Annotated in this window: 21 protein-coding genes; 10 read left to right on the top strand and 11 right to left on the bottom strand. The window is 37.9% G+C overall.

Annotated elements, in window-relative coordinates; all coding sequences use genetic code 11:
• Window positions 1-14: 14 nt before the first annotated feature.
• The 6 genes from accB to pdxA all read right to left on the bottom strand — a co-directional run bounded on the left by accB (window position 15) and on the right by pdxA (window position 4315).
• Window positions 15-488: an acetyl-CoA carboxylase biotin carboxyl carrier protein gene (accB, locus tag P8O16_RS03730; RefSeq protein ID WP_300311001.1), complete on the bottom strand. Its 474-nt coding sequence runs from the start codon at window positions 486-488 to the stop codon at window positions 15-17.
• A 92-nt stretch (window positions 489-580) separates the two neighbouring features.
• Complete coding sequence (gene efp, locus P8O16_RS03735) at window positions 581-1144, bottom strand: elongation factor P (protein ID WP_075352336.1); 564 nt, start codon at window positions 1142-1144, stop codon at window positions 581-583.
• Window positions 1145-1162: 18 nt separating this feature from the next.
• On the bottom strand, window positions 1163-2161 hold the full coding sequence (locus P8O16_RS03740) for a beta-ketoacyl-ACP synthase III (protein WP_300311002.1): 999 nt from the start codon (window positions 2159-2161) through the stop codon (window positions 1163-1165).
• Between the two features lie 232 nt (window positions 2162-2393).
• Window positions 2394-2585: a 50S ribosomal protein L32 gene (gene rpmF / locus P8O16_RS03745; protein WP_075352334.1), complete on the bottom strand. Its 192-nt coding sequence runs from the start codon at window positions 2583-2585 to the stop codon at window positions 2394-2396.
• A 17-nt stretch (window positions 2586-2602) separates the two neighbouring features.
• Complete coding sequence (locus tag P8O16_RS03750; RefSeq protein WP_300311005.1) at window positions 2603-3181, bottom strand: DUF177 domain-containing protein; 579 nt, start codon at window positions 3179-3181, stop codon at window positions 2603-2605.
• A 111-nt stretch (window positions 3182-3292) separates the two neighbouring features.
• Entirely contained in the window at window positions 3293-4315 is a 1023-nt protein-coding gene (pdxA, locus tag P8O16_RS03755) for a 4-hydroxythreonine-4-phosphate dehydrogenase PdxA (protein ID WP_300311007.1), read from the bottom strand.
• A 119-nt stretch (window positions 4316-4434) separates the two neighbouring features.
• On the opposite strand from pdxA, the gene rsmA reads away from it, so the two are divergent.
• The 3 genes from rsmA to P8O16_RS03770 are packed head-to-tail and all read left to right on the top strand — an operon-like array spanning window position 4435 to window position 7511.
• Window positions 4435-5220, top strand: a complete 786-nt coding sequence (rsmA, locus tag P8O16_RS03760) for a 16S rRNA (adenine(1518)-N(6)/adenine(1519)-N(6))-dimethyltransferase RsmA (RefSeq protein WP_300311089.1) — start codon at window positions 4435-4437, stop codon at window positions 5218-5220.
• Complete coding sequence (gene mgtE, locus P8O16_RS03765; protein WP_300311009.1) at window positions 5207-6574, top strand: magnesium transporter; 1368 nt, start codon at window positions 5207-5209, stop codon at window positions 6572-6574. The genes rsmA and mgtE overlap by 14 nt, the downstream gene beginning before the upstream one ends.
• Window positions 6575-6581: 7 nt before the next feature.
• Window positions 6582-7511 (top strand): NAD(P)-dependent oxidoreductase, encoded by a 930-nt coding sequence (locus P8O16_RS03770; protein WP_300311011.1) that lies wholly within the window; start codon window positions 6582-6584, stop codon window positions 7509-7511.
• A gap of 79 nt (window positions 7512-7590) precedes the next feature.
• Here the strand turns inward: P8O16_RS03770 and P8O16_RS03775 are convergent, their stop codons facing one another.
• Window positions 7591-8151 carry a hypothetical protein gene (locus P8O16_RS03775; protein ID WP_300311013.1) on the bottom strand — a complete coding sequence of 187 codons (561 nt, stop codon included), beginning with the start codon at window positions 8149-8151 and terminating at the stop codon, window positions 7591-7593.
• A gap of 256 nt (window positions 8152-8407) precedes the next feature.
• Between P8O16_RS03775 and greA the strand changes: the two genes are divergently transcribed.
• Complete coding sequence (gene greA / locus P8O16_RS03780; protein ID WP_300311015.1) at window positions 8408-8881, top strand: transcription elongation factor GreA; 474 nt, start codon at window positions 8408-8410, stop codon at window positions 8879-8881.
• Window positions 8882-8920: 39 nt separating this feature from the next.
• Complete coding sequence (locus P8O16_RS03785) at window positions 8921-9313, top strand: HIT family protein (protein ID WP_300311017.1); 393 nt, start codon at window positions 8921-8923, stop codon at window positions 9311-9313.
• 41 nt (window positions 9314-9354) lie between these two features.
• Here the strand turns inward: P8O16_RS03785 and P8O16_RS03790 are convergent, their stop codons facing one another.
• Both P8O16_RS03790 and P8O16_RS03795 read right to left on the bottom strand, forming a co-directional pair.
• Window positions 9355-10233 carry a carbohydrate kinase gene (locus P8O16_RS03790; protein WP_300311019.1) on the bottom strand — a complete coding sequence of 293 codons (879 nt, stop codon included), beginning with the start codon at window positions 10231-10233 and terminating at the stop codon, window positions 9355-9357.
• A gap of 97 nt (window positions 10234-10330) precedes the next feature.
• A complete protein-coding gene (locus P8O16_RS03795) occupies window positions 10331-11662 on the bottom strand; it encodes a sugar porter family MFS transporter (protein ID WP_300311021.1) in 1332 nt (443 codons plus the stop codon).
• Window positions 11663-12015: 353 nt separating this feature from the next.
• Here P8O16_RS03795 and P8O16_RS03800 point away from each other — a divergent pair, with 353 nt between their 5' ends.
• The 5 genes from P8O16_RS03800 to P8O16_RS03820 all read left to right on the top strand — a co-directional run bounded on the left by P8O16_RS03800 (window position 12016) and on the right by P8O16_RS03820 (window position 19993).
• Window positions 12016-15393 (top strand): methylmalonyl-CoA mutase family protein, encoded by a 3378-nt coding sequence (locus P8O16_RS03800; protein ID WP_300311023.1) that lies wholly within the window; start codon window positions 12016-12018, stop codon window positions 15391-15393.
• 51 nt (window positions 15394-15444) lie between these two features.
• Window positions 15445-15858: an OsmC family protein gene (locus P8O16_RS03805; RefSeq protein ID WP_300311025.1), complete on the top strand. Its 414-nt coding sequence runs from the start codon at window positions 15445-15447 to the stop codon at window positions 15856-15858.
• Window positions 15858-16097 (top strand): hypothetical protein, encoded by a 240-nt coding sequence (locus tag P8O16_RS03810; RefSeq protein WP_300311027.1) that lies wholly within the window; start codon window positions 15858-15860, stop codon window positions 16095-16097. Before P8O16_RS03805 ends, P8O16_RS03810 begins: the two co-directional genes overlap by 1 nt.
• Before the next feature lie 105 nt (window positions 16098-16202).
• Entirely contained in the window at window positions 16203-17135 is a 933-nt protein-coding gene (locus tag P8O16_RS03815) for a Cache sensor protein (protein WP_300311029.1), read from the top strand.
• On the top strand, window positions 17132-19993 hold the full coding sequence (locus tag P8O16_RS03820; RefSeq protein WP_300311031.1) for a PAS domain-containing hybrid sensor histidine kinase/response regulator: 2862 nt from the start codon (window positions 17132-17134) through the stop codon (window positions 19991-19993). Before P8O16_RS03815 ends, P8O16_RS03820 begins: the two co-directional genes overlap by 4 nt.
• A 33-nt stretch (window positions 19994-20026) precedes the next feature.
• Here the strand turns inward: P8O16_RS03820 and P8O16_RS03825 are convergent, their stop codons facing one another.
• Window positions 20027-21322 carry a dihydrolipoamide acetyltransferase family protein gene (locus P8O16_RS03825; protein WP_300311033.1) on the bottom strand — a complete coding sequence of 432 codons (1296 nt, stop codon included), beginning with the start codon at window positions 21320-21322 and terminating at the stop codon, window positions 20027-20029.
• Window positions 21323-21418: 96 nt separating this feature from the next.
• A complete protein-coding gene (locus P8O16_RS03830; protein WP_300311035.1) occupies window positions 21419-22669 on the bottom strand; it encodes a competence/damage-inducible protein A in 1251 nt (416 codons plus the stop codon).
• Window positions 22670-22674 lie beyond the last annotated feature (5 nt).

Consider the following 22674-nt stretch of genomic DNA (forward strand, 5'->3'; position numbering starts at 1 on the left):
TATTTTTTAGAAAATTATCCCGCTGGGTCAACAAGAAACAAAGGTTGGTCATATTCTACTGGTGTAGAATTAGAAACGAGGATTTTTACGATTTTTCCTGAAATCTCAGCTTCAATCTCATTGAATAGTTTCATCGCCTCGATAATACAAACTGTCTGACCTGCTTTGATTACATCTCCTTCATTGACAAACGCTGGAGAATCCGGGTTTGGAGTCATGTAGAAAGTACCAATCATTGGTGATTTGATTTCAACCAAATTGGAAGGAGTAGCAGCAGGTGCTGCTGGTGTTGCAGGCTGAGGTGTAGTAGCGGCAGCAGGAATAGCGGTCACAGGAGCAGGCGCTGGGGCTGATTCTACATATCTTGTACCGGATTGATCCGCGTATTTCTTAATAGAAAGTTCAAACTCATCCGTCTTTATTTTGACTTCGGCAAGGCCCGAATTGGATATATAATCGATTAATTCTTGAATCTCTTTAGCTTTCATAAGTTTGTTTTTTTTATTGCCAAAGGCAAAATTAGGTTGGGTTTAAAACGTCAAAGCTGTGTAATTTACATTAAATAGACAGCTTTTCTAGCTTATTTAACTCTCTCGGAGTACGATCCGTCTCTAGTATCTACTTTAATCATGATGTCTTGCTCAACGAATAAAGGCACCATTACCGTTGCCCCTGTTTCCACAATTGCAGGCTTCAATGCATTTGTTGCAGTGTCACCTTTAATTCCCGGTTCGGTATAAGTGATCATCAATTCTACGAAAGGAGGAAGTTCAACTGAAAGAGGAGTTTCTGTTTCGTCGTGGATCAAAATATCTACAAACTGACCATCTTTTAAGAGGTTTGCTCTTTCAATCAATTTTTCTTCGATAGAGATTTGCTCAAAAGTATTCATGTCCATGAAATTATACCCAAGGTCATCTTTATAAAGAAATTGATGCGGTCTTTTTTCGACTCGAGCTGTTTCTACTTTTTCGCCGGCATTGAAGGTTTTCTCCAAGGTCTTTCCGCTTGTAAGTCCTTTTAATTTTGTTCGAACAAAAGCTGCTCCTTTACCTGGTTTGACATGCTGAAACTCCACAATAGTGAAGATATCGTTGTTCATAACCAGACATAGTCCATTTTTAAAATCTGCAGTACTTGCCATATTTTTATTCTTAGTTGATTATTTGGGGTCGTAAGCCCATTTTAAATAGATCGCTCCCCAAGTGAAGCCACCTCCAAACGCTGCCAATATTAAATTATCTCCTTTTTTCAGTTGCTTTTCGTAATCCCATAGACAAAGTGGAATGGTAGCAGCTGTGGTGTTTCCATATTTTTCAATGTTCATCATAACCTTCTCTGGTCCGATTCCCATTCGATTTGCGGTGGCGTCAATGATTCTTTTATTGGCCTGATGAGGAACTAGCCAAGCGATATCTTCACCTTGGAGTCCATTTCTTTCCATCACTTTTGCACTTACATCAGCCATGTTGGTCACTGCAAATTTAAAAACAGTGGAACCTTCTTGATAAGCAAAATGCTCCTTAGCCATTACTGTATCGACAGTTGCAGGTCTGGCACTTCCTCCGGCCTTCATGTGAAGGTAAGGTGCTCCAGATCCATCTGATCTCAAAATGGTATCCATTATACCAATATCCTCAGTAGTTGGCTCAAGTAAAACTGCACCAGCTCCATCTCCAAATAGAATACATGTAGTGCGATCTGTATAATCGACGATGGAAGACATTTTATCAGCACCAACCACAATAACTTTCTTGTGAGTACCAGTCTGAATGTATTGACTGCCCATATTTAAGGCAAAAAGAAATCCTGAACAAGCCGCCCCAACATCAAAGCTATAGCTATTTTTAGCGCCTACTTTGTCCGCAATTATATTCCCCGTAGCTGGAAAGGGCATGTCTGGAGTTACTGTAGCGCAGATAATCAAATCAATGTCTAAAGGATCTGTACCTGTCTTTTCTAAAAGTCCTTTGACTGCAGCAGCGCCCATTACTGAACTCCCCTGATCTTCTCCTTTTAAAATTCTTCTTTCTTTGATTCCTGTTCTAGAGACAATCCACTCGTCATTAGTTTCTACGAGTTTTTCTAATTCTTTATTTGTCAAGATGTAGTCCGGAACATAGCCTTGGATTCCGGTAATCATAGCTCTGATTTTATCCATTTTGGAGGGTTTAAGCTAATTTGAATCCAATCGGGATTCAGCAGTAACTGGGTTTTAGGAATGAGTTTTATCCTGTAAGGAAGGCAAAAATATTATAATTGTCAGTCTCAACCAAAACAATTCCTTAACATAACATTGGTAAAAACCTTCAAAGGCTGTAGAATGTGATTTTAACTAACAAAAAAATCCATTCGGTGGGGCCGAATGGATCTTAGTTTGTTTTGGATTTGGATTAAGCCAAAATCTCTTTTTCGATGATTACTTGTCCTTTGTAGTACAACTTGCCATCCAACCAGAATGCTCTGTGTGGTAAGTGCATTTCACCAGTAGTTTGACATTTAGCCAAGCCAGGAGCTTCTAACTTGTAGTGAGTTCTTCTTTTATCTCTTCTGGTTTTCGAAATTTTTCGTTTAGGATGTGCCATTTTATGCGTGGTTTATGTTATTCCTTGTTTTTTAACTTTTTTAATAATTCCCATCTGGGATCGGTACTTTCTTCTTCTTGTTTTTCTGAGTTTATTTCCTCCTCAGTCTCCTCGTCCTCAAAGGTATCCCCATCAATGTAGGCATACATTCCTTCTCCCTCGTAATCATCCTCATCCATCTCTGTTCTATAGTCTGGATGAATCCTTTTGGCGGGTAGGCCAAGTAAGACAAATTCGTAAATAAACTGTGCTACATTGATTTTTGGAGTGTCTCGAGTGATCATGTAGACATCTTCATTGATCTCTTGCTCCTCATCTCCATATTTGAAAATAATTTTCTCTTTTAAATCCAGAGGTTCAAAAAACTCCTCAAGACTTCGATCGCAGACAAGTTTTACCTCTCCTGAAATCAAGAAATCCATTTCAATCAAATTTGCACCTTTATCCATCAAGACTCTTACAGTCAAGTGACCTTCATCGAGCAATTCATTGTCTTCGAAATGTTGGAAGAATTCTTTCCCGATTTCGAAGTCAATTTCGTGCTTGCCTTCTAGGAACTTAATGACCTCAATATCAAATGTTCTTAAAAATTTCACGATACCTCCTCTCGATTTAAGAGCGCAAATTTAGGGAATTTTTATAAAAGGATAAAAGAGAATTTAAAATATTATTTGGTTACGCATAAGTATTTGAATAATTCTCTTGATTTAATCCTCATCCTCTTGAGGTTGATGCTGATTAATGATATCGATAGCTAGGAAAATCGCTGCTCGCATAGATCCTTCTTCTGCAAGATTTTTACCCGCAATATTATAAGCAGTCCCGTGATCAGGTGAAGTACGAATCACTGGGAGCCCAGCTGTAAAATTAACTCCTGTACTAAATGAGATCGATTTGAAGGGAATTAATCCTTGGTCGTGATACATAGCTAAAACGCCATCAAACTTAGTTTGATGCGCCATTCCAAAGAATCCATCAGCAGGATATGGTCCAAAAACCATTTTATTTTGATCTTTAAGCTCCTTTATTGCTGGTTTGATGATTTCTTCTTCTTCTTGTCCTAGTAGTCCATCTTCTCCCGCATGAGGGTTGAGTCCTAAAACAGCGATTTTCGGTTTATCGATCCCAAAATCCTTTTTCAATGAATTGAGTAAAAGATTGGCTTTTTTGATGATCCGTTCTTTGGTTATTGTTTCAGAGACTTTTCTTAGCGGTATATGTCCCGTCACTAAACCGACTCTCAATTGTTCGCTCACCATCAGCATCAGGCTTTCACTCGATCCCACTTCATTCGTGATGTATTCGGTATGGCCGACGAAAGGCAATTCTTCCGAGTTGATCGTGTTCTTATTTACAGGTGCAGTGACCAAAGCCTGTATTTTCCCTTCTTTTAGATCATTGACAGCCATTTTTAACGCTTCAAAAGCAAACTTTCCCGCTTCCTGTGTTTCTGCGCCAGGAACTATTTCCGGACATTCTTCTGTCACATTAATAACATTGATTCGCTTATGTTGAATTTCATCTAAGCTTCTTATTTGAGCAAAATTGAAATTTTCGAGATCCAGTTGTTTTTTATAAAAAGAAAGTGCTTTACCATGTGCATAGATCAGAGGGGTAACAGATTTATAAGTACGATTATCTGAGAGACTTTTCATGACGACTTCTGCACTGATACCGTTTAAATCGCCAATACTGATTCCAATGATGGGTTTTATCTTTCTTTGATTCATATAATTTGGGCTAAAAACTGCCAGAATGGTTTGGTTGGGTGTAAAGATCTTCTCTAGACCTTTAAGAATATTCCCTTAATTTTAGGACGCAATTTATAAAAATTTATCGGAGCGGAATGATGGAAAAGGTTAAAGCTAAGAAACACTTGGGTCAGCATTTTTTGACTGACTTAAGTATTGCAGAGCGAATCGCTCAATCGGTGACGGGCCATCATGGATCTGATAAAGTTTTAGAGATCGGCCCCGGAATGGGAGTATTGACTGATTATTTATTGCTTCTTCCTTTGGATTTGCATTTGATCGAAATTGATCGGGAGTCGATTGCATATTTAAATAAGAAGTATCCGCAGTTGGAAGGAAAAATCATGGAAGGTGATTTTCTTAAATTGAATCTTTCGGAGATCTTCAAGGGTAAATATGCCATAGCTGGTAATTTTCCTTACAACATTTCATCTCAGATTTTCTTTAAAGTTTTAGAAGTTAAAGATCAAGTGACTGAAGTGGTATGTATGCTACAGAAAGAAGTGGCAGAGCGAATCGCTTCTCCAAAAGGTAACAAAGACTATGGGATTCTATCAGTTCTGCTGCAAGCCTATTATGATATTGAATATTTATTTACGGTTCCTCCAGAAGTTTTTGATCCACCTCCAAGAGTAAACTCTGGAGTGATTCGATTGAAAAGAAATGAGGTTGAAAAGCTTGATTGTAATGAAAAACTCTTCAAACAAGTTGTAAAGGCTGGCTTTGGAAATCGAAGAAAAACCCTGCGAAATTGTCTAAAGCCATTTAATTTGCCGGCTGAATTCAATTCAAATCCAATTCTTGACAAAAGAGCAGAGCAGCTTGATGTTGCAGATTTTATATTTTTAACACAAACGATAGAAGCTTCTCGTGGAAATAATTAAGCAATTTGAACTGTCCAAAGAATACCTTGAAAGCCTTCAGATGGCAATTGAGGCTCAGGATATTGACTTCATTAGAGAGTCTTTTGACGGGGTCAATTTTGCAGATATTGCAGCTCTATTGGAGGAGTTATCCTTTGACGATTCTATCTATGTCATTCGAGCCATAGAAAGACAAAATGCCGCTGATATTTTAATTGAGTTAGAAGATGATACCCTAAGTAAAATCATTAGGGAGATGGAAGCTACTGAGATTTCAGGCTTCATTGAATTGATGGACTCTGATGATGGTGCAGATATACTCAATCTTTTTGCAGAGCGAGGTCGAGAGGAAATTATCAGTCACTTTCAGGATAAAGTCAAATCTGATCAGATTCTCGAACTTCTACGCTATGATGAGGACACTGCAGGGGGGATTATGGCTAAGGAATATATCCGAGCCAATAAAAATTGGAATGTTGTACAGACAATTAATGAAATAAGAAGGCAGGCTGAAAATGTAGATAAAATCTTCTCTATTTATGTAGTAAACAATCGCCAACAATTAATGGGGAGAGTTTCATTGAAAAGAATAGTACTTGCTGCAGAGGATACTAAAATTGAGGATATTTATGAGGAGGAGGTAATCTCCGTTCCTACTTTCATGGATCAGGAGGAAGTGGCAGAAATCATGCGGAAGTATGATTTGGAATCAGTGCCTGTGGTCAATGCAAAAAATAAACTCGTAGGTAGAATTACAGTTGATGATATCTTGGATGTTATCATGGAGGAAGCGGAGGAGGATATTCAGGCGATGACTGGTATTTCAGATACTGTGGATGAATATGATTCTGTTATAAAACTCTCAAAAGCTAGACTTCCTTGGCTTTTGATCGGTATTGTAGGAGGTCTTCTTGGAGCTGGATTTATAGGTTTCTTCGAGGAAGGACTTAGTAAAGTGACTGCTTTGGCATTTTTTATCCCTTTGATTACCGCGACTGGAGGAAATGTAGGAATTCAATCATCTTCCTTAGTGGTTCAGTCATTAGCGAGTAAATCTATTTTTGATGACTCCCTATCGAAACGATTTGTGAAGGTTTTTTTGGTTGCAATCTTAAATGGTCTGATTCTGGCGACCTTTGTTTTTGGCGTGGTGGTTTTGTTTTATCGGAGTGAAGTTGCCTTTGCTTTAGTGGTTTCAATAGCATTGTTTTCAGTTGTATTGCTTGCTTCTTTTATGGGTACGATAACACCTATCGTTTTAGATAAAATTGGTATAAATCCAGCATTGGCTTCTGGGCCGTTTATTACTACGGCAAATGATTTATTGGGCCTAGCTGTTTATTTCTTGGTCGCTATGTCCTTGCTGAATATTTGAGATTCTTATGAAGATTCTAATTATAGACCAAATGCATGAAAGCATTGTTCCGATGCTTGAATCTATTGGGCATCAGGTTACTTATTCACCTGATATCAAAAGAGATGAAATCATTCAAATTATTGGGCCTTACGATGGGCTTATTATCCGTTCCAAAACTCCAATGGATCGGGACCTACTCCAGAATGCGCCAAATTTGAAATTTATCGGAAGAGCAGGTGCTGGACTTGATCAGATTGATTTGGAATATATGGAGTCAAGAAGTATCAAGCTTTTTCATGCTGCAAAAGGAAATAGAGATGCGGTTGCTGAACATGCTTTGGGAATGCTTCTCTCACTTTTCAATCATTTAGGAAAGGCAGATTCGGAGGTGCGAAGAGGGATTTGGGACAGAGAGGGAAACCGGGGGCATGAATTAGCCGGTAAAACTGTGGGAATTCTGGGATTTGGAAATATGGGTAAATCTTTCGCCAGGAGACTTAAGGGCTTTCGCACAAATGTGATTGCATATGATAAATACAAAAAGAATCTGGGCGGAAAATTTGTCAAAGAAGTTTCCTGGGAAATATTGAAAGAAAAATGTGATGTATTGAGTATTCATGTGCCTCTGACTTCAGAAACGAGAGGATTTCTTACAATAAATGAACTTGAAAGTTTTGCTAAACCTTTTTGGCTAATCAATACTGCTAGGGGAGAAGTGATTACCTTTAAAACATTGAATGAAGCTTTAGATCGAGGCTTGTTAAAAGGCGCTTTATTAGACGTTTTAGAGAATGAGAAATTCAACAGTTTTTCTGAAGAGCAAAAAGAAGAATTTGAAATTTTGGCAGCAAGAGATAATGTGCTTTTTAGTCCTCATGTAGCAGGTTGGACCTTTGAGTCCTATGAGAAGATCAATAAAGTTCTCGTAAAGCAGATTAAAAAGGAGTTTTTATAAATGTGAAGGGCTATAATTTTAGCAAAACCGAAACTGTTAAATTTAATTCCCTGACATCTATTGGAATAAAAAAGGGAGCTTAAAGCGCTCCCTCTGGTGCTACGAATGTAATATTTTTAAATTCCATGGATTTTAAGGTGGTCGATTGACTACCTGTGCTGGTTACTTTTTCTGTTATACCGTTAATTCCTTCAAAGATTCCAACCAGAGTTCGCTTTCCCTGTTTGATTGCATCTTCTGTGATCTCGATTTTCATGGATCCTGAAGTTTCATCACTCGAAAATCGATGGAGTGTCGAACTGAAATTCCCTCCTGAGATATTGATTTCTTCCTCGAAAACCCAAAAAGAATTGGAGTTTACTTGATAGGATCCTTTCCCTGTGTACGGTTCTATTCGGATCAAAAGCTGCTTGCCATTAGAAGAAGGTTTATTGAAACCTTCAAAATCGCGGCGCATCACGATATAGGCTGTCTCTGAACCATTGGAAGAGGTTACATCTGATAGGATAACGGTAAAATCCACAGGCGCACCATTTAAAGTGCCTGATACTGTTGGGCTAGAGAGGTCCCCACTTTCCGATTTGTCGCAAGCAAATGCCAGTGAAAGTAAAGGAAGGAAATAATAAATTAGTTTTTTCATGTTTTTTTTCTCAAAAATATCTCTTGGGAAAAGACCATTCTATAAGGCAAACTGCGTATTCCGTTCCTTCTTTCTTTTAACATCAATAAATCATGAGTGGATAGTAATTACAGAAATCTTTAAAAAGCTTGTAGCTTTTGTTTTCTGATTAGAGATTTTCTATTTTTGCCTATCAAATAAGGTCAGATAAAAGGTAACGGTCCCGTCATGCGACCGTTATTTTGTTTTTAGTGGCTATCTAAAAGAATAAATTAAAATGGGACAAGTACAATACTACACTGAGGAAGGACTCCGCAAGTTGAAGGATGAACTTCAAGATTTGAAAAGTAGAGGAAGACAGGATATTGCAAAGCAAATCGCAGAGGCAAGAGACAAGGGTGATCTTAGTGAAAATGCAGAATATGATGCAGCTAAAGATGCTCAAGGTCATTTAGAACTGAAGATCGCTAAGCTAGAGGCAGTAGTGGGGAATGCTCGTATTTTTGATCAGTCTCTTATTGATACCTCTAAAGTGGGGATTTTGAGTACCGTAAAAATAAAGAATGTTAAAAACGGAATGACGGTTTCATATACTTTGGTTTCTGAAGAAGAAGCAGATCTGAAATCTGGAAAAATCTCTCTAGGTTCTCCGTTTGGAAAGGGCCTCGTTGGGAAGAAAATCGGTGAAATCGCAGAAATCAATGCTCCTGCCGGACTACTTCAATTCGAAATTCTACATATATCTTATTAATTCATATCCCGGTTTACTGGGATTTTTTTATTTAATTCTATGGCTACTATTTTCACTAAAATCATCAACAGGGAAATACCCGCAGAGATTATCGCAGAGGATGAGAATTACATCGCATTTCTTGACATAATGCCATTAGTAAAAGGTCACGTCTTAGTAGTCCCGAAGGTTGAGGTGGATTATATTTTTAACCTTTCGCCAGAAGCACTTTCAGGATTACATCTATTCGCACAGAAAGTAGCGAAAGCGATGGAAAAGACGATCAAATGTACACGTATTGGTGTTGCTGTGATTGGGTTGGAGGTTCCGCATGTACATGTTCATTTGGTACCCCTCCGTACGATGGATGACATTAATTTCACTCGTCCCAAATTGAAATTAAGTAAAGAAGAACTTGCGGAAGTCGCCGACAGAATTAGAGCAGGTTTTTGATTGAAATCCCACTTTGAATTTTAATCATACTAAGCAGATTATTATTCACTGCTCAACTGAATATTAGTGACATCATACTTTGGTGTCCCACCTTTTTGAGTAGCAACAAAAGCTCCAATTCTACAGGCGAAATCTAAGGTTTCTTCTATTGTCTTTTCCTCTAAGTAACTTTTAACGAATCCACTTAAAAAAGCATCTCCGGCTCCGATGCTATCTTGAACTTTTACTTTATAGCCAAGGTGAGAGGTTATCTTTCCTTTTTCATAGACCATCGCACCTTTTGATCCTTGAGTAATACAAATCAAATCCATGGGGAAATGCTTGTCAAGGTATTCGCAAACAGTTTCAATATTTGAGTCCAAATTGAAATAATCTGCAAATATTTCTAATTCATCCTCATTGATCTTTAGAATATCAGCAAAGCCTAAAAGGGTTTCAATTACCTCAAAATCATAAAAAGGAGGTCGAAGATTTGCATCAAAGACTCGAACTACTTGATAATGTAATAGTTTGATCAATGTGCTTAGACTCTCAGTATTTCTCACTCCAAGGGTGCCAAATACAAAAGCATCTGCATTTTTTACCGCTTCATCCATTTCAGCATTCCAATGGATAAAGTCCCATGCAACTGGGGAAATTATGGTGTATTTAATGTTTTCTTTATCCGAATCATCTACCAAAACTTTGGAGGTTTCATGGCTTTGACTCACTTGAATAAGATTCAAAGGCAAGTTAAAAGTCTTCAAAAAGTCAATTAGCTTAACTCCGTCAGCATCATTTCCTACAGCTGAGATAAGTTCGGAGTCTAAGCCCATCTGATGGAGATTTAAAGCAACATTCATTGGTGCGCCTCCGGGAACAGCACCTGATGGAAGGCAATCCCAGAGCATTTCTCCAAATATGACAACTTTGTTTTTCATATGATTAAAATTTGATTTTTAAAGGCCATATGGAATCTTCGCATCTATTATAATCATACCTCTGTGTGTCGCTACGGCTCATGCTCGATTTCATAGATCAGTGAATGTTTTGATGAATTTCTTCTAAAGACTTCCCTTTGGTTTCTGGCATCTTAAACCGTACCCACAGCAGTTGCCAAACCATCATAATTGCAAAAAATGCAAATATATAACCTGGGCCGAACTGGTTTGCAAAGAAGGGGAACACGTTTGCAATTATAGCTGCAAGAATCCAATGGGTAAAAGATCCAATGGATTGTCCATAAGCACGGAGGTCATTTGGGAACATTTCGGAAATGAAAACCCAAATCACAGAGCCTTGCCCAATGGCATGTGAAGTAATGAATCCAAAGACAAAAATAGGAAGCCAAAAAGAAGGAATCCCTGGACCAAGAAAGTTATAAGCCATAAGTGAAAGGGAAATGATGTAACCAAGGGATCCGATATACATCAGTTTTTTTCGTCCAATCCGATCTATTAGATAGAGGCCCAGAAAAGTGCCTAATAAATTAACAACCCCAATTCCAATAGTGGAAATCAAAGCATTCTCGGTGGAAATTCCAGCCATTTCAAATACTCGAGGAGCAAAATAGATTATCGCATTGATACCGGAAACCTGATTGAAAAATGCAATCATAATTGCAAGAATGGTTGTGGGTAGGAATCGTTTTGCGAAAATGGCCGAAAAGCTTCCTTTTTGTTTGATTTTCTTTTCCTCTTCGATTGCTAATCGAATAGCTTCATCGACACCCTCAGGGTCTGTACGAGTCAGAATTGCCCTTGCTTGTACTTGATCGTTGAATTTGGCTATCAGCCATCTTGGACTTTCAGGAATGCGAAAGATCATAGCTGAATAAATCAATGCAGGTATTGCCTCGACTCCAAGCATCCATCTCCATTCCTGTGCTATTTCGGCTGTTCCGATCAAATAGTTGGAAACGTAGGCAACGACTATTCCAAAGACAATGTTGAATTGATACAAAGCCACTAAAAGACCTCTGTTTTTCGCAGGTGCAATCTCAGAAATATACATCGGAGCTACCACGGATGAAGCGCCGACCCCTAAACCACCGATAAATCTAAAAATGGTAAAAGAAGTTATGTCCCATGCCATTGCTGACCCAAAAGCGGAGATAAAATATAAAAGGCCTATCCAGAGCAAACTCTTTTTCCGACCAAATCTATCAGCAGGAATGCCCCCGAATAAGGCACCGATCACAGTACCGTAAAGCGCTGAGGCAATCGCCAGACCATGAATCCAATCGCTCAGTTGCCAAACTTCTTGAATATCTCGCTCAGCTCCTGAAATTACGGCTGTATCAAAGCCAAATAAAAAACCGCCCAAAGCGGCTGTAATGGATACAAAGAAGGCGTAATTTTTAGAATTCATGGATTTTGGGCTTTTATACTTACGCTAAACTAACCAGATCCCGAATATTTTAAAATCTTCGTAAAGAAATCTCACTTTTTAAGGAATTAGATTGAAGGTTTTCAAACGCAAAATATTGGCGTTTTTTTAAGTTTTTGATCAATTGTAATAGCCAAAATCCACACTTTTCTATTAAGTATAAAATTTTGGTACCGCCGCAAATAATCCATTGACCGATCACCAAATAATATTTTGTTTTCTTACGAAATACTAAGGTCCGTCTTTTTGGAATTCTGTATATTCGCAAAGCTATTCCCAATATGAATTTCTCATTTGAAATTCACTTTAACTATCAAATAGAATAACCCAAATTCATGACTACTACACAGGAGATTTATAAACCCAAAAATCACATTCGAATTGTAACAGCTGCTTCACTTTTTGATGGGCATGATGCAGCTATTAATATCATGCGTCGTATCATCCAATCAACTGGTTGTGAGGTGATTCATTTAGGACACAATAGATCTGTACAGGAGATAGTGGACTGTGCGATTCAAGAAGATGTGCAGGCGATTGCAATAACATCCTATCAAGGCGGGCACGTAGAATTTTTTAAATATATGTATGATTTGCTTCGCGAAAAGGGGGCAGGTCATGTCAAAATCTTCGGTGGAGGAGGAGGGACTATTCTTCCTGAAGAAATCAAAGAACTCCATGAATATGGGATTAATCGAATTTATGCTCCTGATGATGGACGTGCACTAGGACTTCAGGGAATGATAAATGACTTAGTGAGTCAGTGTGATTTTGCTATTGGGGATGAGTTGCCAGAAGGATTTATTCTGGACAAGACTCACAAGGAACATGTTGGTCGAGCAATATCGGCTTTTGAAAACTTTCCTGAGAATTCTAAGGCACTTTTGGATAAAGTAAGAAAGGAAAGTAAAAATTCAGAAATCCCAGTTTTAGGAATCACCGGTACAGGAGGAGCAGGGAAATCATCACTGGTGGATGAATTAGTTCGTCGATTTGTAATGGACTTTGATGATAAGACTTTAGCTATTATCTCAGTAGATCCTTCCAAGCGGAAAACAGGAGGTGCGCTTTTGGGGGATCGAATCCGAATGAATGCCATTCATCATCCACGGGTATACATGAGATCTTTAGCTACACGACAGTCAAATCTCGCGCTTTCGAAGTACGTGCAAGATGCTGTAGACACAGTCAAGGCTGCCGGGTTCGACATGGTCATTCTTGAGACTTCTGGAATTGGCCAATCTGATACAGAAATCATTGAGCATTCTGATCTTTCCTTGTATGTAATGACTCCAGAATATGGTGCAGCATCGCAATTGGAAAAAATAGACATGCTGGATTTTGCAGATGTTATCGCTCTGAATAAATTCGATAAGCGAGGTGCTTTAGATGCGATTCGCGATGTTAAAAAACAATACAAGCGAAATCACAATCTATGGGATGTTGAGGACGATCAAATCCCTGTTTTTGGCACCATCGCTTCTCAGTTCAATGATCCTGGAATGAATCAACTCTATCGGGCTCTGATTGGCAAAATCAGCGAGAAACATTCCGGCTGGGAAAGTACCTTTGAGTTGACTGCAGGCACTTCAGAAAAGATTTACATCATTCCTCCTTCCAGAACAAGATACCTTTCTGAAATAGCAGAGGTAAATCGTAATTATGATTCTTGGGTAGAATCCCAAAAAGATATCGCGCAAAAACTTTATAGTATTTCAAAGTCGATCGAAGCCATTCAGAATTTAAAGGTTGATGATAAGGATCGATTGATCAAAGAATTGCAAGAAGTTTACGCTCAAGTTGAACTTGACTTTGATCCGAAAAATAAAAAGTGGATCGAGGAATGGGGAGAAGAAGTACAACGATATCAGGATGATTTCTATGTATTCAAAGTCAGAGACAAAGAAATTAAGATTCAAACCTATACTAAGTCTCTTTCTGATTCGCGTATTCCGAAGATTTCTTTACCAAAATATGAAGCTTGGGGAGATTTGTTGAAGTGGGGCTTGCGAGAAAATGTCCCTGGGAAATTTCCTTTTACTGCCGGAGTTTTCCCTTTCAAAAGGGAAGGCGAAGATCCTACCAGAATGTTTGCTGGAGAGGGTGGACCTGAGCGTACCAATAAGCGCTTCCACTATGTTTCAAAAGATATGGAGGCAAAGCGATTGTCTACTGCATTTGATTCAGTGACCCTTTATGGAGAAGACCCTGATTATCGTCCAGATATTTATGGGAAAATCGGAAATTCTGGGGTCAATGTTTGCTGCCTGGATGATGCAAAGAAATTGTATTCAGGATTTAACTTGGTCAATCCTATGACCTCTGTTTCCATGACTATAAATGGACCAGCTGCGACTATGACGGCATTTTTTATGAATGCTGCTATTGATCAACAATGCGAGGTTTACATCAAAGCCCATGGACTGGAAGAAGAAATAGATAGAAAAATTGAGGCGATCTATGCCGAGAAAGGTATCGAACGACCTAAATACAATGCTGAAATTCCTGCGGGGAATGATGGGTTGGGATTGATGCTTTTGGGGGTCACTGGAGATCAGGTTTTACCTGCTGACGTGTATGCAAAAATCAAAGCGGATACCGTAGCCAAGGTTAGAGGAACAGTTCAAGCGGATATCTTAAAAGAAGATCAAGCACAAAACACTTGTATTTTCTCCACAGAGTTTTCTCTTCGATTAATGGGAGATATGCAGCAATATTTTATTGAAAATGGGATTCGGAATTTTTACTCCGTTTCTATTTCTGGTTACCATATTGCAGAAGCTGGTGCCAACCCGATTACACAATTGGCATTGACCCTTTCCAATGGATTCACCTACATTGAATACTATGTAAGCCGAGGAATGGATATCAATCAATTTGCACCAAATCTATCCTTCTTTTTCTCCAATGGAATCGATCCGGAATATGCTGTCATAGGCCGAGTCGCAAGAAGAATTTGGGCGAAAGCCATGAAATTGAAATATGGCGCAAACGAGCGTTCTCAGATGTTGAAATATCATATTCAGACTTCGGGAAGATCGCTTCACGCCCAAGAAATCGACTTCAACGATATACGGACTACACTTCAGGCATTGTATGCGATTTATGATAATTGCAACTCGCTACATACTAATGCTTATGATGAGGCCATTACGACTCCGACTGAAGCATCAGTTCGAAGAGCAATGGCTATTCAATTGATTATCAATAAGGAATTGGGATTAACAAAGAATGAAAATCCTATCCAAGGTTCTTTTATTATTGAGGAATTGACGGACTTGGTTGAAGAAGCTGTGTATGTTGAGTTTGATCGAATTACTGAGCGGGGAGGAGTTCTTGGCGCTATGGAAACAATGTATCAGCGCGGAAAAATTCAGGAAGAAAGTCTTCACTATGAGATGCTCAAGCACACTGGGGAGTACCCAATAATTGGAGTGAATACCTTCCTTTCATCGGAAGGATCACCTACGGTTACGCCAGGAGAAGTAATAAGAGCTACCCAAAGCGAAAAAGAAGCTCAAATTAAAACACTTCAGACCCTACATGCTGCACATTCAGAAAAAGTAGCTGCTGAACTTCAAAAATTGAAAGCTGTAGCTGTAAGAAATGAAAATGTTTTTGCCGAATTGATGGAAGCAGCTAAGTATTGCTCGCTTGGTGAAATCACAAATGCCTTGTATGAAGTAGGTGGTCAATACAGAAGAAACGTGTAATTCATTCTTTTGAAGAAGTGAAATAAGAATCAAAAAAATAAATCTAAAAATATGTCAAAGAGAAATGTAACGGTTCGAATGAAAGCGGACTACGAGTATGAGTCTGTCAATCCACAAGGAAATGTTGTCCAAATTGACATGTATGATGCTCCTGAAAAGAAAGCTCAATCCCCGATGGATTTATTACTTTCTGCGCTTGGTGGGTGTGCCTCAGTAGATGCCGTGCTGATGATGCGAAAGAAGCGAAAAACAATCACTGACTTTTATGTGGAGGTTGAAGGGAATCGTAATGATGGCACGCCGGCATTTTACACAGATATCAAGCTGATGTTTACGATTGTTTCTCCTGATGCCAAAGAAGAGGAATTTATCAAAGTTGTAGCGCTATCAGTAGAGAAATATTGCTCTGTTGCTTCTTCCTTGAAATCAAAAATTAGCTTCTCAGCTCATGTAAAAAGACCATAATGCGAGTAGTTAAAGAGTTTATTATAGATGAAATTAGGATTAGTGTTTTCTCTTGGAACAATAAGTTCATCCTTAAATATGAGTTTGGTCCGATGGAGCAGACATTTAAGGTGAGTGAATTGGATATTCTAGAGGAAACTGATTTAGATTCCTTTTTGGAAGGGGAGTTTTTTGAAAAAGTTAAATTAAGGTTTGAAGAAATGGGAGATTCATTTCGTTCCGAAATGGAAAAATTATAATTTTCAGAAGAAACACTTCTATTTGGTATGGTTTTAAGAATTTTAGTTTTTTCTCTGCTCTCAATAATTTTTTTTGCTTGCACAATAAGCAATGAAAAAAGAGAATTGGCAGATATTTCTAAACTCGAAAGCTTTGTCCATGAGATGGAAGAAGAGTTATCCCTTCTAGAAAAGGAAATACTAGACCTAAGAGATTTTCATATATCTCTGCTTTCCAATCGAGAAACTATTCTTAAACAAGCTGATCGAAATAAATACAACTTTAAAAACGGTTTTTCTACTAATAGGCCAGGTAAAGATTCAACCTTGAGTTCGATTGCATTGCTGCGATCCGATGAGGACTTTAATAAAAGACTTTTAGATGTATTTCTAACCAATAGACTGGATTCTGCATTTAGTAAGATTTATTATAAATATGATTTCATAGCTCAGGTTTATACCAATTCTTCAAAGCAGATTTCTAGAGTTTTTCCAGCTTATGATATAGAGGATCTTATATCTCAAGATATAGACGTTACTAGTTTTAATTTTTATTACAAAGGGAATGCGGAAAATAACCCTACAAGAGGGCCTGTTTGGATTCCAGAAGTATATGTAGATCCTGTGGGCCGTGGATGGATTTTATCTTTGATTCAGCCGGTTTATCATAATGATAGCCTCTATGCTGTATTGGGTATTGATATTACCGTGGATGAAATCATCTCTAGGTATCTTGAAAAAGGAGATGAAGACTACCTTATCGTTACAAAAAATGGAGATATTGTCGCAGGAAATTCAGAATCAATCGAACTTTTGAGTTTTCCTCCACTAAGAAATCACGTATACAGGGAAACTATCCAGGAGGATAATTTCAGAATTTCTGACTTCAATCTTTTTAATAGTAAAAATCAGGAGGTGAGAGAAATGGCTGAAAAACTACTTTTTGAAGGCCAAAATCATTATTTTTTTAATGAGATTTTTAGTCCTTATTCGGCTTATAAGGTTTCATTTGACTTGTTAGACTGGATTTTAATTGAAATTAATCCAACTCCTCCATGAAAACATCTCAAAGCTATCGTAGAGATTTTTATTGGACAATTGGCCTAGGGTGCATCCTGATAGTATTGATTTTAATTTTAGGGGTAAGTTTTTTTAATGCCTTGAATAATACCCAGATTAATTCTAGAAAAGAATTTCTTAGAAAGCAGACAGAACTCGCTGCTATAGATTTAGAGATAGAAATAAGCCGTTTCATGGATTATGCCAATTCCCTAAGTGACTATTTAGAGGATTCGGATCTGGACGAGCAAGATTATAATGCTGATTTTACAAAATCCACCAAAAGAGTATTCATAAATTACTTTGGTCTGATTGATACCGTTTTAGTGGATTTTAAGGACTCCGTTATTTTCATGACTCAAACTCCCAGAAATGATTTTATAAGGGGTGTCTACAAATCAGATGTAGAATCTTTTAGAAATTCAGAATATCATTATGAATTACAGGGAAAAGAAATAGGGATTAGAATTATTTTTAAGTTGAACCCTGTGGCTTTTACCAAGGATTTTGTAAAAAATTATTACCTGAATCCAGAAGGGAATAAGAGTTTATTTCTTAATGGGAAATTCCAAAATATAAATCCAGGTGATGGGTTTTCTGATTTAGAAATAGATTCGGAGTCCTACCAAAAATTAATAGAAGATATTAAAATAGGGATTTTAGGAGTTTATGAACTGGGCTGGACTTATGAAAATGTTGAACATAGAGGAATACTAGCCCAGTACCCCTTTCGATTTGGAGATATTTCTCCAGGTTCCTCTTTATTATTTATGATTGAGTCTGAACCGATTACCGAAGGGGTTTATAGAACTTATTTTCTTTTGTTTTTGGGATTGGTTTTTCTGCTGGTGGGGATTATTATCCTATTTACTTTTTTCTTGCGTAATAGAATTAAATCCGAACGCCTATTGATCAAACGATCAAAAGAAATTTCAGAACTTTTTGATCAGCAGAATTTATTGTTGAAGGAATTACATGGATTCGTATTCTTTCATGATCACAAAGGCAAAATCATTCGAGTAAGCGATGAAGTATCAGAGGTGTTGGGGGTTTCAAAAGATCGCTTTATATCAGCTTTTAATGATAAAAAGGATCAAAAAGATGCAGGGAAAATTAGAGATTTAGTCAAAAAAGCACTCCATGATAAAGCCTCATATATTGATTTTGAATATGACTTTATTAAGGCGAATGGGAAAGTTATTTATTTAAGAATTTTCGAAAAACTAGTCTTTGATGACAATGGCAAATTCACAGGAGGAATTGGAATTTGTACTGATATAACAAGAAGTCATATCGCCCAGCAAGATTTGGTTCAAAGTGAAAAACGCTTGAGAATTTTAATTGAAAATATCCCGGATTTTATATTTATCTATGATAATGAGGGTTTTATCATAGATTATCAAGTCCAACTAATAGATGATTTAGTAAAGCCTGGTTTCAATCTTTTGGGGAAAAATTTCAGCGAAGTAATTCCTGAAAATCAAATTGAGCATATAAAGTCAGCTTTTAAGCTTGCACGAAAAACCGGAACGCTTCAGTCTGTAGATTTAAAGTCAAGAATTAATTCAATCGTGAAATATTTTGAAGTTAAAATATTTCCCCTTGATGAAACCAAAATGATGTCTATTTCCAGAGATATCACTAGTCAGCGAATTTGGGAGCAAGGACTTTTGGATGCTATGAATGCTGCAGATCAAGCAAATAGAGCCAAATCCGATTTTTTGGCAAATATGAGTCATGAGATTCGAACTCCTATGAATGGGTTGCTAGGGATTATTGACTTACTGGAGCAAACAAAAATGGATGATACTCAAAATGAATATCTGAAAATCATTAAAAACTCCGGGAATTCTCTTTTGAATATTATCCGAGACATTCTAGATTATTCAAAGATTGAATCCGGGAAAATTGAGATCCATAATTCGGTTTTCATTCCTAAAGATGAATTGGAAAAACAGGTTCAGATTTTATCTGGACTAGCACAAAAGAAAAAAATAGAGGTCAGTATCTCGTTTTCAGAAGGAACTGATCTTGCATTGGAAGGTGATATTGAAAAGATTAAACAGGTCTTTTTGAATATTCTTGGAAATGCTTTAAAATTTACTCCTGGACATGGGAAAGTAATAATTTCGGTATCCACAGAAGAGGTTTCGGATGACCTTGTTTTTCTGAATGTATCTGTAAAGGATACAGGAATTGGAATTCCCAAAGATTTGATTCCACATCTTACAGATCCCTTTTTTCAAGTCGATAGCTCAAAAACACGTTCTTTTCAAGGAACAGGTTTGGGACTGGCCATCTCTAAAAGAATTGTGGAAATGCTGGGTGGAGAGTTGAAAATAATAAGCGAAGACAGATTAGGCTCAGAATTTATTTTTAATGTTCTTTTAAAGATCTCAACAAATTCAGTTACTGACCAAAGCTCAACCTTCGATCAAAATAGAAAAAGTTGGATTGGAATGGCTAGTGAATATCCTCTTAGACTTTTATTGGCAGAGGATAATGACTTGAATCTTCAGTTGATGAATCTAATGTTAGAACAGTTGGGATATAGTTTTGACATCGCAAAAAATGGAAAAGAAGCTGTTGAATTAGTGAATTCCAATGATTATGACTTGATCTTAATGGATGTTCAAATGCCGATATTGAATGGACTAGAGGCCTCTAAATTGATTAAGTCAATGCCTTACTCACATCATCCTTATATAATAGGGCTTTCGGCTAATGTTTTTGATGAAGATCGAAAGATGGCTTTTGAATCTGGAATGGATGATTACTTGACTAAACCGATTCGATTGATTTCACTTGCCGAAAAGCTGAAGTTGTTTTCTACCCGAATTCAACAAGAAGAAAAATAAAAAAAGGCTGATTTTTTAAATCAGCCATTTTGATTACAATGATGTATTGATATCGAATGATTCAAGGTAGTCTGCGACTTTTCTGACGAACATCCCTCCCAAAGAACCATCCACTACCCGATGGTCATAGGAGTGAGAAAGGAACATCTTATGTCGGATAGCAATCACGTCACCTGTAGGAGTTTCTACCACAGCAGGCTTTTTGACAATAGCTCCGACGGCCATAATAGCAACCTGTGGTTGAGGAATAATTGGAGTTCCCATGACGTTGCCAAATGATCCCACATTAGAAACTGTATATGTTCCACCAGCCAGGTCATCAGGACTTAGTTTATTTATTCTAGCACGATTGGCTAAGTCATTTACTTTCTTTGAAATACCTACAAGGTTCAATTGATCAGCATTTCTAATGACAGGAACTATTAGATTTCCAGATGGAAGTGCTACAGCCATTCCAACGTTAATATCTTTTTTACGAATAATTCGGTCACCATCAACAGAGATATTGATCATCGGGAAATCCCTTATAGCTTTTGCTACCGCTTCGATAAAAAATGGGGTATAAGTGATTCCCTCTCCATACTTTGCTTTGTATGCGTCCTTGTTTTTATTTCTCCAAAGTACAATGTTAGTCATATCTGCTTCCACAAAGGAAGTTACATGAGCTGAAATCCTCTTGGATTCAATCATGCGCTGGGCAATCATCTTGCGCATACGATCCATTTCGATGATTTCATCAGAAGCTGAAATACTAATCTGAACTTTTGGGGCAGAAATAGAAGGTGAAGCAATTGCAGCAGAATCAGAAACGCTTTTGCTTCTTTTATCCAAATAAGAAAGCATGTCTTGCTTAGTGACACGGCCTTCTTTTCCAGTTCCTGGAATTTTGCCTAGTTCACTTTTTGAAATGTTTTCCGCCTTAGCAATGCTTTGCACAAGAGGAGAGTAAAAGCGATCATCCTCAATAGAATTATTCTGGACTTCTGAATTTTCAATTATGGAATTAGTAAGTGCTGGAGCTACTTCCAAAATCTCTTCTTTTGGATCCGGTGATTGTGTAGGAGTTACTGCCGGTTCAGAAACTTCACCACTAGTCTCAATAATTGCTATCGGAGCTCCAACAGCTACAACATCACCTTCTTTGACAAGTATTTTTTTTAATACTCCTCCATGTATAGTTGGCACTTCCGTGTCTACTTTATCAGTTGCTACCTCTAAGACGGATTCGTCTTGTTCGATTACATCTCCTTCCTTCTTCAGCCAGGTGAGCACTGTACCTTCTGTGATACTTTCGCCCATTTTGGGCATCAGCATTTCTACACTTGCCATGATTTTGATTTTATAATTAAATTGGGTTTATATTCAATCTTTAAAATTAAATTTTATCAAATACTATCCCAAACCTTTCAGTTAAAATTTTATTTGCTATTTATTCGAAATACAAATTCTCAGTAAATTTAATACGGCCACCCCTGTCAATTGAATATTTAACGCTCGATCCTGCGTCAATTGAAGTTTTTTTGTTTCTATTTGGTCGCCATAGGCACATGCAATCCAGACTGTTCCTACGGGTTTCTCATCTGAACCACCATCAGGACCGGCTATGCCACTACTCGATAATCCAAAATCTGCATTAAACTTATCTTTAACTCCTGCCGCCATCTCCCTCACGGTCTCTTCACTGACTGCACCATGTAAAGCCAAAGTTTCCTCTTTTACTCCTAGAAGCTCTGTTTTAAACTGATTGTGGTAAGGGACGATAGCACCCTGGAAATAGGTGCTGCTACCTGCAACACTGGTGATTAAATGGGATATATAACCTCCTGAGCAGCTTTCCGCTAAAGCTATGGTTTTCTTTTGATCCTTCAAAAGCTTAGCTATAGCAGTTTCTAATGTTTCAGAATCATAGCCATAGACATACTTTTCTATTTTGGGCAAAACTAGGCTAATTTGCTCTTCTATCGCCTTTTCAAGTTCGGACTTGGATGTTCCGAATCCAGTAAGTCGAAGCTTCACATGTCCAAGCGAAGGAAGATAAGCCAGTCGAATATTTTGAGGTAAAGCATTTTCCCAATCTGCTATTAAATCTGCCAACCAACTTTCCCCAATCCCTACAGTTTTAATAACTCTATGGAAAATCACCGGTAACGGGAAGATTTTTGGCAATTGAGGTAAAACGAAGTCCTTCATGAGCTTTTTCATTTCATGAGGCACGCCAGGCATGGACATCCAATACGTATCATTTCGTTCAAACCACATTCCAGGTGCGGTTCCAACCTCATTTGGAACATAGGTACAACAAGCTGGCAAATGCCCCTGAAGTACATTCAAAGGGGTCATTTCTCTACCCCTTCTTAGAAAAAAGTCAGAAACTGCTTTAACAGCCTCAGGAACTTCAACGATCGGACATGAAAAATATTCTGCAAGCAATGGCTTGGTTAGATCATCTCTGGTGGGTCCGAGTCCGCCCGTGATTAGGATAAGATCTGCTCTTGATTCGGCCGCTGAAAATGCAGCTAGGATATCCTTTCTATCATCTCCTACCGTCGTTTTTCGTACCACCTTCACACCCATCAAATCAAGCTCTTGACTTATCCAGTGACTGTTCGTATCGACGATTTGTCCGTAGAGTAATTCATCTCCAATTGCTATAATTTCTGCTCTGACGACTTTCATTAATT

Origin of the sequence: Algoriphagus sp. (assembly GCF_029254265.1) — a bacterium.
Classification (GTDB): Bacteria; Bacteroidota; Bacteroidia; order Cytophagales; family Cyclobacteriaceae; genus Algoriphagus.

Coding starts and splice junctions, on each gene's coding strand:
- accB (WP_300311001.1), bottom strand. CDS start 488: ATGAAAGCTAAAGAGATTCAAGAATTAATCGATTATATATCCAATTCG.
- efp (WP_075352336.1), bottom strand. CDS start 1,144: ATGGCAAGTACTGCAGATTTTAAAAATGGACTATGTCTGGTTATGAAC.
- P8O16_RS03740 (WP_300311002.1), bottom strand. CDS start 2,161: ATGGATAAAATCAGAGCTATGATTACCGGAATCCAAGGCTATGTTCCG.
- rpmF (WP_075352334.1), bottom strand. CDS start 2,585: ATGGCACATCCTAAACGAAAAATTTCGAAAACCAGAAGAGATAAAAGA.
- pdxA (WP_300311007.1), bottom strand. CDS start 4,315: ATGAATCAAAGAAAGATAAAACCCATCATTGGAATCAGTATTGGCGAT.
- rsmA (WP_300311089.1), top strand. CDS start 4,435: ATGGAAAAGGTTAAAGCTAAGAAACACTTGGGTCAGCATTTTTTGACT.
- P8O16_RS03770 (WP_300311011.1), top strand. CDS start 6,582: ATGAAGATTCTAATTATAGACCAAATGCATGAAAGCATTGTTCCGATG.
- P8O16_RS03775 (WP_300311013.1), bottom strand. CDS start 8,151: ATGAAAAAACTAATTTATTATTTCCTTCCTTTACTTTCACTGGCATTT.
- greA (WP_300311015.1), top strand. CDS start 8,408: ATGGGACAAGTACAATACTACACTGAGGAAGGACTCCGCAAGTTGAAG.
- P8O16_RS03785 (WP_300311017.1), top strand. CDS start 8,921: ATGGCTACTATTTTCACTAAAATCATCAACAGGGAAATACCCGCAGAG.
- P8O16_RS03790 (WP_300311019.1), bottom strand. CDS start 10,233: ATGAAAAACAAAGTTGTCATATTTGGAGAAATGCTCTGGGATTGCCTT.
- P8O16_RS03795 (WP_300311021.1), bottom strand. CDS start 11,662: ATGAATTCTAAAAATTACGCCTTCTTTGTATCCATTACAGCCGCTTTG.
- P8O16_RS03800 (WP_300311023.1), top strand. CDS start 12,016: ATGACTACTACACAGGAGATTTATAAACCCAAAAATCACATTCGAATT.
- P8O16_RS03805 (WP_300311025.1), top strand. CDS start 15,445: ATGTCAAAGAGAAATGTAACGGTTCGAATGAAAGCGGACTACGAGTAT.
- P8O16_RS03810 (WP_300311027.1), top strand. CDS start 15,858: ATGCGAGTAGTTAAAGAGTTTATTATAGATGAAATTAGGATTAGTGTT.
- P8O16_RS03820 (WP_300311031.1), top strand. CDS start 17,132: ATGAAAACATCTCAAAGCTATCGTAGAGATTTTTATTGGACAATTGGC.
- P8O16_RS03825 (WP_300311033.1), bottom strand. CDS start 21,322: ATGGCAAGTGTAGAAATGCTGATGCCCAAAATGGGCGAAAGTATCACA.
- P8O16_RS03830 (WP_300311035.1), bottom strand. CDS start 22,669: ATGAAAGTCGTCAGAGCAGAAATTATAGCAATTGGAGATGAATTACTC.